The following is a 14126-nucleotide window of genomic DNA, read 5'->3' on the forward strand; positions in this document are numbered from 1 at the left end:
GGCACTCCCCGGCGCCGGCCTCAGAGCGGCTGGATGCCGGTGACCTTCCAGTCGCCGTCGCGCCGCTCCGCCTCGACGGAGAGCTGCGCCGCCGAGTAGGTCGCCTCCTTGTCGGACTCGCGCTGCGAGGCCTGGTCGAGGAAGACGAGCAGCGTCGCCTTGTCCCCCTCGAGCTTCTTGACCGCGGCCACCTGGACCTGGGCGGTGAGGACGAGCTTCTGGCCGGGTGCCTTCTCCTTGAGCGCGGCGAAGAGCGTGTCGTACTGCTCGCGGGCCTGGCCCGCGAGCAGGTCGTCCGCGGCCTGCTCGGTGGGCGCCGGGTCGTTGTAGTCGAAGCTGAGCACCCGGACCAGGGCGGCGGCGACCGCCGACTGGACCTCGGTGGTGCCTGGGTCGTCGACGACGGCGTGGTTGGCGACGTTGTCGGCGCTGCGGGCCCGGTCGGCCTGCCAGAAGGCGAAGCCCGCGCCGGCCAGCAGGAGCAGCGCGACGAGCAGGATGCCGTGCTTGCGCAGGACGTCGAGGAGTCCGTTCACGATCGGTTCACCGCCACCTGGTCGAGGCCTTCGAGGAGCCACTTGCCGCCGACCTTGACCAGGTCGGCCGCCATCCGGTTGCGCTTGACCGTCGGGGCCGCGTCGGGCGCGCTGGTGTCGATCACCGTCACCTCGAGCGCGGCGATCACGGTCGCGGTGCTGGGGGTGAGGTCGACGATCGCGGCGTCGGTCACCTTGCCGGTCGAGATCATCTTGCGGTCGGCCATCAGCTTGCGGGACTCGGCGTCGGTGGCGGCGATCTGGTCCTTGAGCGTGCCGGTCGAGACGTCCTCCCACTTGTCGAGGCCACCGTCGATGTCGCGGTAGTCGAGGGTGTTCATCGTCTCGATCTCGCTGCGCGCGGTGATGAGCACCTGGTCGCGCAGCTCGGCCCGGTCGACCGCGGCGGAGTCGTGGTCGCCGGCCCGGATCCAGGAGACCACGGCGAAGACCAGCAGGATCGCGGCCAGCAGGGCCAGACCGAGCTCGATCGGGGTACGGCTGCTGCCCGAGCCGCCGCCCGTACCGGCGCTGCCGTCTCCGGGGCCGGCGCCGGCCGGAGCGGTCTCCGGCTCAGCCGAAGCCTCAGCCTCGCGGACCTCGTCGTCGCTGATGGCCTTCTCCTCCACGTCGTTGCCGATCACTGCCCACCGCCCAGCAGGTCGTCGAGGTCGTCGGCGACGTCGATACCCGGGCGCGTGGCCACCCCGCTGTCGCTGCCGCCCTGGACCGCCCGCGGACCGCGGACGTTGCCCTCGCGGCGCGGTGCGGTGCAGCCGGCACGCGTGTTCAACGGCGGCCCATCGGTCGTCACGGTGCCGCGCCGCTGGGTGGTGCCACCATAGCCATCGACGCACGGCAGCGGGTTGAAGAAGGTCGGCACCATGCCGAAGTTGAGCCCGCGCCCGCTGGTGGTCGCCCAGCCGATGCTGACCGCCTCGGGCAGCCGGATCATCGTGTCGCGCACCCCGCCGGAGTAGACCCCGAAGATGGTCGCGGTCGAGACCAGGTTGTTCATCAGGATCGACAGCGGCTGGCCCACGTCGCGGATCAGCAGGCTGACCTCGCGCGAGGCGCCCGGCGTGGCCGCGATGAGCGTGCGCAGGTCGGCGTCGGAGTCCTCGAGCGTGGCCGAGAAGAGCGCCAGGTCCTGGCTGTAGGAGCGGATCGCGGACCCGGACTCCTCCTGGGTCTGCAGCACGCGCTTGGCGTTGCGGATCAGCGAGGCGCTGACCAGGAAGTTGTCGTCGGCCGCCTTCTGGAACTCCATCGAGGTGCGCAGCAGGCGCCCGAAGTCGTCGCCGACACCGCGGGAGAGGTCGTAACCCTCGTCGATCACGGTGGTCAGCGACTCCGACGGGATGGAGCCGGCCAGATCACGCCCGGCCCGCAGCACCTCGGCCAGGTCCTGGGGCAGCGCCTCCGGTCCACCGCTGAGGTGGTCGCCGTCGGCGAGCACCTCCTTGTCGTTCGACCCGCGCAGGTCGAGGTACTGCTCGCCGATCGCCGAGCGGTTGCGGACCGCGGCGGTCGCGTCGGCCGGGATGTCCGGGGCGCCCGGGTCGATCTCGACGCTCACGTCGACGCCGTCGGAGGTCGGCGTCATCGCGGTGACCTCACCGACCTGGACGCCGCGGTAGGTGACCTCGGAGTTGACGAACAGTCCCCCGGCGTCAGGCAGCGCGACGGTCAGCCGGTAGCCGCTGCTGAACGGCGTGAACCCGACGTACGACGCACCGAGGTAGCTGGTGCCGAGCAGCGCCACGAGCACGAACAGGCCGAGCTTGACGTGGACACCGCGGGTGAGCTGCTGCATCTCACTCGCCTCCTTCTGCGACACGGGAGTCGTTCTGGCTCGGCGCCGATCCGCTGCCGGAGGGCGATCCCGACGGGGTGCCGCCGGACGCGGAGCCCGACGGGGTGCCCGCGCTGCCGGACGGCGAGCCGCCCGGCGTGGTCGGCAGGATCGACGGGCCGGGCACGGTCGGCGTCCCCAGGCCCGGGGTGGCGCTGTCGGTGGGCGGCAGCATGGTCGGCGGCGGCTCCTCGGTCCGGGCACCGCCCTTGCCGGAGCCACCGGTCACCGGACGGCCGGCGATCGGCTGGGGCCACGAGCAGCCGTACGACGAGCAGCCCTGGGGGGTGCGGAAGTTCGTCGTGATGAACACGTTGAGGTAGTCGCCCTTGATCGCGCTCAGCACCGAGTCCGGGAACGGGTAGGTCAGCAGGATCTCCATCGAGCGCGGCAGGTCGTCCCCGGCCTTGGCCAGCTCGGTCAGGATCGGGTCGAGCGCCTTGAGGTCGGCGACCATGTCGTCCTGGGACGCGTCCAGGGTGCGGACGGTGACCTTGGAGAGCCGGTCGAGGGCGCTGAGCATCCGGGTCAGCTGGGGGCGCTGCTCGGTGAGCACCTTCATGCCGGGCGAGAGCCCGTCGAGCACGTCGACGATCTGCTGCTTGTCGTCATCGAGCGACTTCGAGAGCCGGGCCAGACCGTCGATGGCCGCGGTGATGGCCTCCTTGCGGTCGTCGAGGACCCCGACGAACCGGTTGACCTCGGTCAGGAAGGCCTTGACCTCGCCGGTCCGGCCGTCGCCGGCCTTCTGCAGCTCCTGGGAGATCTCCTGGAACTGCCCAACCCCGCCGCCGCTGAGGACGAGCGAGAGCGCGCCGAGCACCTGCTCGGCGGTCGCCGCGGCGTCGGTGTCGGCCGTGCTGAGCCGGGCGCCGTCGGTGAGCCGGCTCGCCACGGGCGCGCCGGCGCCGCCGCCCTCGGGGCGGACCAGGGCGACGTACTTCTCGCCGAGCAGCGAGGTCTGCTGCAGCCGGGCGATGGTCTGGCCGGGCAGGTCGATGTCCTTGCGGACGACCATCTCGACGACCGCGGTCCGGCCGTCGGAGCCGAGCTTGACCTTGGTGACCCGGCCGACCGAGACGTTGTCGACCTTGACGTTCGACTGGGGCACCAGGTCGAGCACGTCGGTGAACTCGGCGGTGATCGTGATCGGGTCGTCGCCGACGTCGGCGCCGCCGGGCAGGGGCGCGTCGTAGACGCCGCCGCCGATGATGCCGCAGCCGGTCAGGCCGAGGCTGACGGTGGCCAGCAGCGCCGCCGCCGTACGGCGGACGCGGGTGGTGGGTGCGCGCATGGTCACTGTCCTCCGTCCACGCCGGGCAGGAGCACCGGGGGCGCGTCGTTCGAGGTCCGCACCGACTTGCCGTCCTTGCTCCACACGGTGAGCTCGTTGAGGTTGCCGCGACCGGAGATCGTGTTGGAGCCCGGGTCGTAGGCACGGATGAAGTTCTGCAGCGCGAGCGGGATCAACCGCACCGCCTCGGCCAGCGACTTGCGCTGGTTGACCAGCACCCGGGTCGGGCCGCTGAGCTTGTCGACGCTCTTCTTGAGCGCGGCCCGGTTGTCCTTGACGAAGCTCTCGAGCAGGCTCAGCGCCTTGCCGAGCTCGGTGATCGAGCCGGAGAGGTTCTCGCGGTCCTCGGCGAGGTAGTCCGCGACGAGGGCGAGCTTCTCGTTGGCCCCCGCCACGCCCTTGTCGTGCTCGAGCAGGGTCTTGTTGAGGGTGTCGAGGTTGCGCACCGTGGCGAAGAAGTCCTGGTCGAAGCCGGCGATCGTCGCCGAGGCGTCGGAGAAGTTGCCGATCATCTTGTTGATCGAGGCGCCCTGGCCGTCGAGGTTCTCGGCCAGCGCGGTCAGGAAGTCCGACAGCGCGCCGTTGCGGTTGGCGCCGTTGGGCCCGAGCTGCTCGCCGACATCGGCCAGGCTGCGGTACATCTCGTCGATCTCGACGGGAACGGCGGTCTGGGCGATCGTGGTGCCGTCCTTGATCGAGGGACCGCTGACCCACGGCTCGGTGAGCTGCACGTAGCGGTCGCTGACCAGGGTCGGCGCGACGACGACCGCACCCGTGCCGGGCGCGACCTTCTGGCCCTCGTCGATCTTCATGGTGACCTTGACCTTGTCGCCGTCCGGCTCGACCGCGGTGACCTTGCCGACGGGGACGCCGAGCACCTGGACGTCGGAGCCCGGGTAGAGGCCGACCGCCGCGTCGAACTCGGCGGTGAGCTCGGTGCCGGGACGCAGCATCTTGAGGCCGACCACGACCCCGGTGGCGACGATCGCGAGGCCGACGACGATCGCGACCCAGCGCATCAGGGGAGACTTCATCGGGCACCTCCGGGGCGGCAGTCGCGGACGACGTCCTTGTCGAGGACGGGCGCGTCCTGGGCGTCGAACAGGCCGCAGATGTAGGAGTCGACCCAGCGCCCGTTGCCCATCGCCGCGGTGAGCATCCGGTAGTAGGGACCGAGCACCGCGATGGCGTCGTTGAGGTGGCGCTGGTTGCGCTGGAGCATGTCCGCGACCTGGTCGAGCTTCTCCAGGGCCGGGCGCAGCTGCGCCTCGTTGTCGCGCACGACGCCGGCCAGCTCGATGCCGAGGGTCTTGGTCGCCTTGAACATCCGGCGGATCGCCTCGCGGCGGTTGGCCAGCTCCTCGAGCAGCAGGTCGCCGTCGTCGATCAGCTTGCCGATCTCGGCGTTGCGTGTGGCCAGCGTCCCGGTCACGCCGTCGGTGGCCTTGAACAGCCGGGCCAGCTCGTCGTCGCGGCTGGAGATGGTCTCGGAGAGCCGGGTCAGGCCGCTGACCGTGCCGCGCACCGACTCCGGGGTGTCGGCGAGCACCTCGCCCATCGTCTGGAGGGCGTCCTCCATCTGGTTCGTGTCGATCTCGCCGAGGTTCTCCGAGAGCTGGGAGAACGCCGCCTGGACGTCGTACGGCGTGGTGGTGTGGTCGAGCGCGATCGGGTCCTCGAGCTCACCGGTGCCTTGGGGGTCGATGGAGAGGAACTTCTTGCCGAGCAGGGTCTTGATCTTGACCCCGGCCGTCGACTCCTCGCCCAGCCGCACGCCCTTGACCCGGAAGGTGACCAGCACCCGGTCCCGGTCGAGCTCGACGTCGGTGACCTTGCCGACCTTGACCCCGGCCACCCGGACCTCGTCACCGGCCCGCAGGCCCGCGGTCTCGGCCAGGTAGGCCTGGTGCTTGTCGCCCCCGCCGATCACCGGCAGGCCCTCGGCGTTGAAGGTCAGGAAGAACGTCGCCGCCAGCGCGACGAGCCCGATGATCGCGATGACGATCCGGTTGCGCTCCGCGAACGACGTCGGGAAGCGCCTCTTGACGCGTGCCATCACTTGCACCTTCCCGCGACCGGCTGGGCGCCGAGATCGCCGTAGTAGCCCTCGGGCAGCGGGATCCGGCCCTCGATGGAGCACAGGTAGAAGTTGACCCACGAGCCGTAGCTGGCGAGCTTGGCCATCCGCTTCATCTTGTCCGGCATGGTCCGCAGCGACTTCTCGATGACCGCCTCGTTGTTGGCCAGGACGCCGGAGAGGTCGCCCAGGCTGCGGATCGAGCGCTTGAGCGGGCCACGGCCCTCCTCGAGCAGACCCGCGACGCTGTAGGAGAGGTCGCTGAGGCCGTCGATGGTCTCGCCGATGGTCTTGCGGTCCTCGGACAGGCCGCTGACCAGCTGCTGGAGGGTGACCAGGGTGGTGTCGAGCTGACCCGACCGCTCCTGGACCACGCCGAGCACCGAGGACAGGTTGGTGACGAGGTCACCGATCACCTGGTCCCGGTCGGCCAGGGTCGAGGTCAGGCTCGCGGTGCTCTTGAGCAGGCCCTCGACGGTCGTGCCCTCGCCCTGGAAGACGGCGACGATCTGGGCGCTGAGGTTGTTGACGTCCTCGGGGTCCAGCAGCCGGAAGAGCGGCTGGAAGCCGTTGAACAGGACGGTCAGGTCGAGCGCCGGCTCGGTGTCGTCGACGGAGAAGACGTGCCCGGCCGCGAGCCGCTTGCCGCTCACGTCGCCCGGCTCGATCGCGATGTAGCGCTGGCCGACCATGTTGCGAAAGCGCAGCAGGGCGCGGGCGCCGTTGCCCAGCGGGGCGTTCTCGGCCACCGTGAAGCGGACCTTGGCCACGTTGTCGTCGGCGACCTCGACGCTGGAGACGGTGCCGACCTTGACGCCGGCCATCCGGACGTCGTCGCCCTTGTTGAGGCTGGTCGCGTCCTTGAACATCGCGACGTACTCGTCGGTGGGGCCGCCGGCGCTGTTGCGGATCGTGCTGGCCAGCGCGAGCGTGGCCAGGATCGTGACGAGCGCGAACACCAGCGACTTGGTCAGCGTGACGCCGACGACGTGGTCCTTGAGGAAGCTCATCGGACCTCCACCTCCGCTCCCCGCAGCAGCGGTCCGACCAGGAGGCTGCCCCAGGTCGGGTAGTCCGCCGGACCGACGCCCGCCTCGGGCGCCATCATCTCGGCGATGAGCTGGTTCTCGGCGGGCGAGTTGGCCTCACCCAGGCCCGCGCTGTCGGCGAAGGCCTGCTGCACCCGCTCGCTCGGCGGCGGCAGGATCCGCTCCGGGCCGTCCTCGGCCTCGCCGGCCGAGCGCGCCCGCACCGGCTTGACGCTGCCGTTCTGGTAGGGGCAGCGCGGCACGCCGGTGGTGCGGAACGTCGGGTCGTCCTTGCCCATCACGTAGCGGCCGCGGCTCGGCGTGACGTTGAGGATGACGTGCATGCCCGGCTCCTTGGTGCCCTTGCCGAGCGCCTTGTCCATCACCGGGATGAAGTCGCGCAGCGCCTTGAACAGGCACGGGAACTGCACGGCGTACGGCGAGACCGCCTCGAGCGCGCGCCGGCTCTCCCGCGAGAGCGTGATGATCGTGTCGGAGTTGGCGACCATCCAGCCGTTGGTGTCGTCGGCCGCGGTGATCACGCTCGCGAACAGGTCGGAGACCTGGGTGCGCTGGTCGACCAGCGTCTGCGAGGTCGTGGTCATGCTGTCGAGCGCGTCGACCAGGTCGGGCGCGGCGTCGGCGTAGACCTCCGCGACCCGGCCCAGGGCCGCGATGTCGTCGGCCATCTGGGGGGTGAGCGGGTTGAGCTTGTGCAGGTACTGGCCCCAGGCCACGACCGTGTCCCCCATCTCGGTGCCGCGTCCGCGCAGCATCTGGACGAGCTCGCCCAGCATCGCGGAGAGCTTGTCGGGCTGGATCGCCTGGAGCACCGGCAGCAGCTCGTCGAAGACCTCTTCGAGCTCGACCGCGGGTGCCGAGGCGTCCTGGTGGATCGTGTCACCCGGCTTGAGCGTCGACCCGCCCGCTCCGGGGCGGACCAGCGCGACGTAGCGCTCGCCGAAGAGCGTCTTGGGCAGCAGCCGCGCGGTCGTGTCGGCCGGCAGCTCGTCGAGCACGTCGGGCTTGAGCGCCAGCGTGAGCGTCGCCCCGCCGTCGCGCGGCTCGATCTCGGAGACCGTCCCGACCGGGACGCCGTTGAGCTTGACGTCGGAGCCCTTCTGCAGGGCGTTGCCGAGCGTGCCCGTGGTCAGCTTGATGTCGCTGCGGTCGGTGAAGACCTGGTTGTAGGCCGCCCAGGTGCCGACGATGATCGCCAGCACCAGGCCGAGGTAGCCCAGGCCCAGGGCGGCGTCGCGGACGCGCCCGAGGCCCGCACCGGCGCTCATCCGGCGATCCTGACGGTGGTCGTGGTGCCCCACATCGCCATCGACAGGGCCAGGTCGAGCAGCGCGACGACGACGAGCGTGCGGCGTACCGAACGACCCACGGCGACGCCCACCCCGGCCGGTCCGCCCTTGGCGAAGAAGCCGAGGCGGCAGTGGATGAGGATGACGAGCACGGCGAACACCAGCACCTTGCCGAAGGACAGCAGGATGTCGACCGGCGGCAGGAACAGCTGGAAGTAGTGGTCGTAGGTACCGGCCGACTGACCGCGCATCTGCACGGTGACCAGGCGGCTGCCGGCATAAGAGGTGAGCAGGCCGATCACGTAGAGCGGGATGATCGCGATGAATCCCGCCACCACCCGGGTCGAGACGAGGAAGGGCACCGCGTCGAGGCCGATCACCTTGACGGCGTCGATCTCCTCGCTGATCCGCATCGCTCCCAATTGGGCGGTGAACCCGGCGCCGACCGTGGCCGACATGGCCAGGGCCGCGACCAGCGGCGCGATCTCGCGGGTGTTGAAGTAGGCGGAGATGAAGCCGTTGAGGGCGCTCGTGCCGATCTGGTCGAGCGCGGCGTAGCCCTGGAGGCCCACGACGGTGCCGACGAACAGGCTCATCCCGGTCATCACGCCGACGGTGCCGCCGATGACGGCGAGCGCGCCGGTGCCGAAGCTGACCTCGGACAGGACCCGCCAGACCTCCTTGGGGTAGAGCCGCAGCGCCTTCGGGATGCCGGCCAGGACCCGGCCGTAGAAGCGGACGTCCCGGCCCGACTGCACGAGCCGGTCGAGGCGACGGTCCCACCAGGGCCGCTTGGCCACCGCGACGGGTGGACGGCTGGCGATGGCCATCTCAGGCTCCCTTCCCGGGCACGAGCTGGAGGTACAGCGTGGTGACGACGAAGTTGACGAAGAACAGCAGCAGGAAGGTGACGACGACCGACTGGTTGACCGACTCCCCCACGCCCTTGGGCCCGGGCCGGGTGTTGAGGCCGCGGTAGGAGGCGACCACACCGGCGAGGAAGCCGAAGATGACGGCCTTGATCTCACCGACCACCAGGTCGGGGATCTGGGCCAGTGCGGTGAAGCTGGCGAGGTAGGCGCCCGGCGTACCGCCCTGGACGACGACGTTGAAGAAGTAACCGCCGAGCACGCCGACCACCGAGACCAGGCCGTTGAGCAGCACCGCCGCGATGACGCAGGCGAGCACGCGCGGCACGACGAGGCGCTGCACCGGATCGATGCCGATCACCCGCATCGCATCGATCTCGTCGCGGATCGTGCGTGACCCGAGATCGGCGCAGATGGCCGCACCTCCCGCTCCCGCGATCACCAGGGTGGTCACGATGGGTGCGGCCTGCTGCACGACGGCGAGGACCGACGCGGCGCCGGTGAAGGACTGCGCACCGACCTGGACGGTCAGCGTGCCGAGCTGGAGCGCGATCACCGCGCCGAAGGGGATGGCGATGAGCATCGCCGGGATCCAGGAGACGCTGGTGACGAACCAGAACTGGTCGAGCAGCTCGCGCGCCGAGAACGGGCGCCGGAAGGCGGCCCGGATGGTGTCCAGACCGAGCGCGAAGAAGGCGCCCGTCTGGTCCAGGGCACGTGCCAGGGGGTCCGGCCGGGTCAGGGCAGGCGGTCGGTCTGCCTCCTCGTCGTCGGCGACGTACAGTGACGCCTCGCCGCTGGCGACCCGCCGCGCGTGGCGCTCGGTGGCCGGCCGGGGCCGGCCGCTGGCAGGCAGCAGCTGGCGCGGCAGCACCTCGATCGCCCGGGCTCCGGCCCGGACCATGGACGGCGCGCCGCCGCCCCCGTCGACCGGGTAGCCGTAGTCGTCCAGGAGCGGGGCGTTGCTCGAGTGGTCGACCTCCTCGCTCATGCCGATCGGGCCGACCGGGTCGCCCGCCATGAACTGCGAGACCACCGGGTGGTCGGTGAGCAGGAACTGCTCGCGCGGCCCGTACATCACCAGCTGGCGGCGGTAGAGCATGCCGAGGTTGTCGGGCAGCGTGCGCGCCAGCTCGATGTTGTGGGTGACCACGAGCATCGTCGCGTCGGTCTGGGCGTTGACATCGAGCAGCAGCTGGGCCAGGTTCGCCGTACGCACGGGGTCGAGGCCGGAGTCCGGCTCGTCGCACAGGATGATCTCGGGGTCGGTGACCAGCGAGCGGGCCAGACCCGCGCGCTTGCGCATGCCGCCGGAGATCTCGCCGGGCAGCTTGTGCTCCTGGCCGAGCAGCCCGACCATGTCGAGCTTCTGCATGGTGATCTCGCGGACCTCGGACTCCCCCTTGCGGGTGTGGGCCCGCAGCGGGAATGCCACGTTGTCGTAGACGCTCATCGAGCCGAACAGCGCGCCGTCCTGGAAGAGCACGCCGAACTTCTTGCGCAGCTCGAGGCGGTGCGACTCCTTGGCGGTGACCATGTCGACCCCGTTGACCAGGCAGACGCCGGCCTCGGGACGCAGCAGGCCCATCAGGGACTTGAGGAACACCGACTTGCCGGTGCCGGAGGGGCCGAGCAGCGCCGTGATCTCCCCCGGCGCCAACGTCAGCGTGACGTCGCTCCAGATGTTCTGGGAGCCGAAGCTCTTGGTGAGTCCGGTGACCTCAACGGTGCCGCCCATGGCGGATCTCCTGCCTGTCGGTGCTGGTGTACGTCGTACGTGCGGGGGTGGATCGGGTCACGGAGTGACCTCCGGACCGGTGCCCAGGGCGTCGGTCGGCGTCTCCGTCGCGGTGGTGCTCGAGCTCGGGCCCGGGCTGGGGCTCGGCGTCGAGGTGTCGGTCTCGGTCGGGGTGGGCGTCGGTGTCGGCGTCGGGGTCGGGGTGTCCGTGGGGCTCCCGCTCGGGCTCCCGCTCGTCGCGCTGCCGGACGGCTTGGTGGGCTTGGGCCCGAGCGTCGCGGTGGGCGCGGCGGTCGCCCGCGGGCCCTGGCTCGCCGCGAGCATGCCGACCCGCGCGGGGACCGTCGTACCGGTGCCGGGGAGGGCGGGCAGCGGCAGCGTCACCGGCGGCGGCGCCGGCACCTGCGCGGACTGCTTGTCGTAGCGGCGGGCGATCGCCAGCACCGTGGGCACGAACCCGTCGCCCGGGTGGTACGCCGCCAGCGAGGCCTTGAGCCCCTTACGCGTGCTGAGGTCCTGGTCGGCGCACAGCAGGACCGCCGCGGCCAGCGCCGCGTCGTCGAGGTCCTGCGGGTCGCGCACCCCGTTGTTGTCGGCATCGACGGCGACCCGGCTCCAGGTCGCCGGCAGCAGCCCCAGGGGCCCCACCGGCGCGTCCCAGCGCGGGTTCGCGTCGAGCGCCCCGAGATCGGTGTCGGGCAGCTCGCCCCGACCCCCACGTCCGTTGAGCGGAGCACCCACGAACCCCGGCTTGACCCGCCCGGCCTTCCCGACCCGGTGATCACCCTTCGGCCCGCGCCCGTGGTCGGACTCGACCCGCCCCACGGCCGCCAGCACCGTCCACGGCAACCCGCACGCGGACGCCGTGTCCATGATCGTCGCCGCCCGCTGGTAGGCCAGCACCGCCGCCGGCGGCGCCGAGCCGAGCGACCCCGGGAGATCGCTCGGCCTGCCGACCGGCGCCCGTCGTACGTCTTCGGGGGCGGTCATCACGGCAGGCGCCACCACCGGCGCCTCCGTCACCCCCTCCGCCGTCGTCGTGCTCTGCACCGCGGCCGTCGTCGGCACCTCCGCCGACGACGCCCGCAGCACCTGCACGACGCCGCCCACAACGCCCGTTGTCGCGAGCAGGACGCCGAGAAGAACCACCGTCACGTGGCGAGTACGGGACGCACGGTGCCGGATACCCCGACGAGCCGTGCTGCTGAGCCGACGGATCATTTCCGCTGCGCGCCCCATGCCTCCCCCTCGTGACGACCCTCACATGACGTGCCTAGTCAAGGTCCCTGCGGACGCGTTCGGAAAGGGGCACGCCGGAACCGGTTGCGGTGCCCCGTTGATGTTGTGATGCGCGTGACAACTTTTCGGTGACAGCACCCCGAACCCTGCTTGGCCGGTGGGTGTCACTAAGGGGCCCGGGACCCCCTTGTCACTCACCTGACAACGGCGCGTTCACGGATTGCTCAGCGCCATGGGGGTGCTCCCGGCCGGCGGCGCGTTCGTGAAGGCGCCGCGGATGCCGAGGCTGTCGCCCACCTGGAAGTCGAGCGTGGCGCACAGCGCCCCGGTCGGCGGAGCGGGCGTCGCAGCGACGACGAGTCCCGTCGGGACGTAGGAGGACGCGCCGGATCCGGGGTTGCCAGCCGGGGTGAACACCTGTGTCGCCGGGTCGACCTTGCCGTTGACGACGCCCTCGACGTAGAGGTCGCAGTTGGCCCAGCTGACCTTCCACCTCACGTTGGTGATCCTGGCCGGCCACGTCCCGGCCACGGGGTCGCCCGTCACGATGAGGTTCGGGGTCGTCAAGGACGTGATCATCGTCGTCCCGAAGAACGGGTTGGTGCAACCCGAGGAGCTGAAGGTGCCCAGCGTGGCCGCGGTCGCGCCGTACGCCCTGCTGGCGCCGGGGCTGCTCACCGATCCGCCGAACGAGAAGCCCGAGCAGCTGACGCTCTGGTCGGGCTCGATGATCGTCAGCTGGATCCCCGGCACGGTGGTCGTCTCCGGCGTCCGCGGGTCGTCGTAGCTCCCGGTCAGGCTGATGCCCGGACCACCTGACGGCGTGTAGGTGGTCGCTGCCTGCGCGGGCGCCGTCGTACCCAGCAGGGAGAGGACCGTGCCCAGCACGGCTCCTCCCGTCGCGAGCGGTCGGAATCGACGCGCCGCACGTGCTCTCATGTCATTGGTCTCCCGTGATCGGCGCTCGCGACCGTGTCCTGATCTCGGCGCGCACGCTGGTGCCCCGGCCTCGCGAGACAGCGTGCCTAGTCGTTCGGGATCGGCGGTCGTACGGGCGTCGGCGGTGCCGGGAGTGGGCAGAGGTTCAGGCAGATGTCGAGGTTGTCCACGTCGATGTCTCCGTGGGAGACGAGGGGGCCTTGCACCACACGAACCGGATTGTTCGGTCCGGAGGCCATCGCCGTGATCAGCGGGCTGAGGTTCTCACCCTTCGTGCCGCACCCGGCGAACGGCGGTACCTCGAGACCGGTCGACGGCTTGATCACCCGACCGTTGTCCTCGAAGTAGTAGGGCGAGTTGAGCGGGCCACGCGAACCGACGTGCAAACCGTCGTAGGAGCCCAGATCACCACCACCACCAGGTGAGTAGCCGCCAACCGCCCCGCTCTCGCCCCAGAGCTGCAGGTCAGCGGGCCTGACCGTCCGGCACGAGGGGCCGAGGTCGACGGGGCGTCCGTCGACCTTGAGGTCCTTGATCGAGATCTCGACCTTCCCCTCCGCCAGCGTGCTGACCTTCGGCATCGCGTTGCTGTAAGCCAGGTCGCATCCCTCGCTGCCGGTCGAGACACCCCAGATGTGAATCATGAAGGGCTTCACCTTGCCGTTCACCCGAGGCGCCCTGAGAACGAGGGTCGCCGTCGCCGGGATCGCCCCGAAGGCGACCATCCGGATCGGCACCTCCGCGAGCTTTCCGACATCTACGCCTCCACCCGGGAGTCGCGTGACGGGATACATGAGGTTCCGGATGTAGGGACCCCGCCGCTGCGTGGTGATGTCGTTCGTCGCGCAGTCGGGCTGGAAGAACGGGTCGGCCACGCAGGGTCGCCCTCGGGCGCACAACGCCTGGTAGACGGTCGGGTTGTCGACGGGGGTGTTGAAGAGGCTCAGGTAGAGCACTGCCCAGATGGGCGTCTCCGGCTTGATGGTGATGTACATCTTCGACCGCGTGACGACGGTGCCCTGCGTGCTGGTGACGACGCCCTGACCTCCGCCGTTGAACGGCGGGTTCGTCGATGGGAGGTCCCCTTGGCCGTCTCCAGGGGCGCTGCTGCTCGGAGTACTCAGCAGCAACGAGACGACGGCCGCCAAGCACACAGCGACCAGCGCCCGGTGGCCGAGCAGCGAGGAGAAGCGGGACGAGGACCGGGATCGCATCGACGGTGACCTTCCGAAGGGCGGTGC

At 70.7% G+C, this 14126-nt stretch carries 14 protein-coding genes and 1 pseudogene; 1 reads left to right on the forward strand and 14 read right to left on the reverse strand.

Annotated elements, in window-relative coordinates:
• Positions 1–20 precede the first annotated feature (20 nt).
• The 13 genes and pseudogenes from CCO04_RS06120 to CCO04_RS06180 form a co-directional block, all read right to left on the reverse strand.
• Complete coding sequence (locus tag CCO04_RS06120) at positions 21–536, reverse strand: hypothetical protein (protein WP_215813233.1); 516 nt, start codon at positions 534–536, stop codon at positions 21–23.
• A complete protein-coding gene (locus tag CCO04_RS06125; protein ID WP_215813234.1) occupies positions 533–1180 on the reverse strand; it encodes a hypothetical protein in 648 nt (215 codons plus the stop codon). Before CCO04_RS06125 ends, CCO04_RS06120 begins: the two co-directional genes overlap by 4 nt.
• Positions 1177–2352, reverse strand: coding sequence for an MlaD family protein (locus CCO04_RS06130; RefSeq protein ID WP_215813235.1), 1176 nt, complete (start codon positions 2350–2352; stop codon positions 1177–1179). The genes CCO04_RS06125 and CCO04_RS06130 overlap by 4 nt, the downstream gene beginning before the upstream one ends.
• Before the next feature lies 1 nt (position 2353).
• Entirely contained in the window at positions 2354–3685 is a 1332-nt protein-coding gene (locus CCO04_RS06135; RefSeq protein ID WP_215813236.1) for an MCE family protein, read from the reverse strand.
• Positions 3686–3687: 2 nt separating this feature from the next.
• Entirely contained in the window at positions 3688–4719 is a 1032-nt protein-coding gene (locus CCO04_RS06140) for an MCE family protein (protein ID WP_215813237.1), read from the reverse strand.
• Positions 4716–5741, reverse strand: coding sequence for an MCE family protein (locus CCO04_RS06145; RefSeq protein WP_215813238.1), 1026 nt, complete (start codon positions 5739–5741; stop codon positions 4716–4718). Before CCO04_RS06145 ends, CCO04_RS06140 begins: the two co-directional genes overlap by 4 nt.
• Positions 5741–6772 (reverse strand): MCE family protein, encoded by a 1032-nt coding sequence (locus tag CCO04_RS06150; RefSeq protein ID WP_215813239.1) that lies wholly within the window; start codon positions 6770–6772, stop codon positions 5741–5743. Before CCO04_RS06150 ends, CCO04_RS06145 begins: the two co-directional genes overlap by 1 nt.
• Positions 6769–8079 (reverse strand): MCE family protein, encoded by a 1311-nt coding sequence (locus tag CCO04_RS06155; protein ID WP_215813240.1) that lies wholly within the window; start codon positions 8077–8079, stop codon positions 6769–6771. The genes CCO04_RS06150 and CCO04_RS06155 overlap by 4 nt, the downstream gene beginning before the upstream one ends.
• Complete coding sequence (locus CCO04_RS06160; RefSeq protein ID WP_215813241.1) at positions 8076–8930, reverse strand: ABC transporter permease; 855 nt, start codon at positions 8928–8930, stop codon at positions 8076–8078. The genes CCO04_RS06155 and CCO04_RS06160 overlap by 4 nt, the downstream gene beginning before the upstream one ends.
• Position 8931: 1 nt before the next feature.
• Positions 8932–9693 carry an ABC transporter permease gene (locus CCO04_RS06165; RefSeq protein ID WP_252372904.1) on the reverse strand — a complete coding sequence of 254 codons (762 nt, stop codon included), beginning with the start codon at positions 9691–9693 and terminating at the stop codon, positions 8932–8934.
• A gap of 570 nt (positions 9694–10263) precedes the next feature.
• A pseudogene (locus CCO04_RS29660) lies at positions 10264–10707 on the reverse strand (ABC transporter ATP-binding protein); the annotation flags it as partial.
• A 57-nt stretch (positions 10708–10764) separates the two neighbouring features.
• Positions 10765–11862, reverse strand: a complete 1098-nt coding sequence (locus tag CCO04_RS06175; RefSeq protein ID WP_215813242.1) for a hypothetical protein — start codon at positions 11860–11862, stop codon at positions 10765–10767.
• A gap of 297 nt (positions 11863–12159) precedes the next feature.
• Positions 12160–12444, reverse strand: a complete 285-nt coding sequence (locus CCO04_RS06180) for a hypothetical protein (RefSeq protein WP_215813243.1) — start codon at positions 12442–12444, stop codon at positions 12160–12162.
• Here CCO04_RS06180 and CCO04_RS06185 point away from each other — a divergent pair.
• Positions 12419–12733 carry a hypothetical protein gene (locus CCO04_RS06185; protein WP_215813244.1) on the forward strand — a complete coding sequence of 105 codons (315 nt, stop codon included), beginning with the start codon at positions 12419–12421 and terminating at the stop codon, positions 12731–12733. The two genes, CCO04_RS06180 and CCO04_RS06185, sit on opposite strands and share 26 nt — an antisense overlap.
• A 238-nt stretch (positions 12734–12971) precedes the next feature.
• Here the strand turns inward: CCO04_RS06185 and CCO04_RS06190 are convergent, their stop codons facing one another.
• On the reverse strand, positions 12972–14099 hold the full coding sequence (locus CCO04_RS06190) for a hypothetical protein (protein WP_215813245.1): 1128 nt from the start codon (positions 14097–14099) through the stop codon (positions 12972–12974).
• Positions 14100–14126 lie beyond the last annotated feature (27 nt).

It is taken from the genome of Pimelobacter sp. 30-1, from assembly GCF_018831735.1.
GTDB lineage: Bacteria > Actinomycetota > Actinomycetes > Propionibacteriales > Nocardioidaceae > Nocardioides.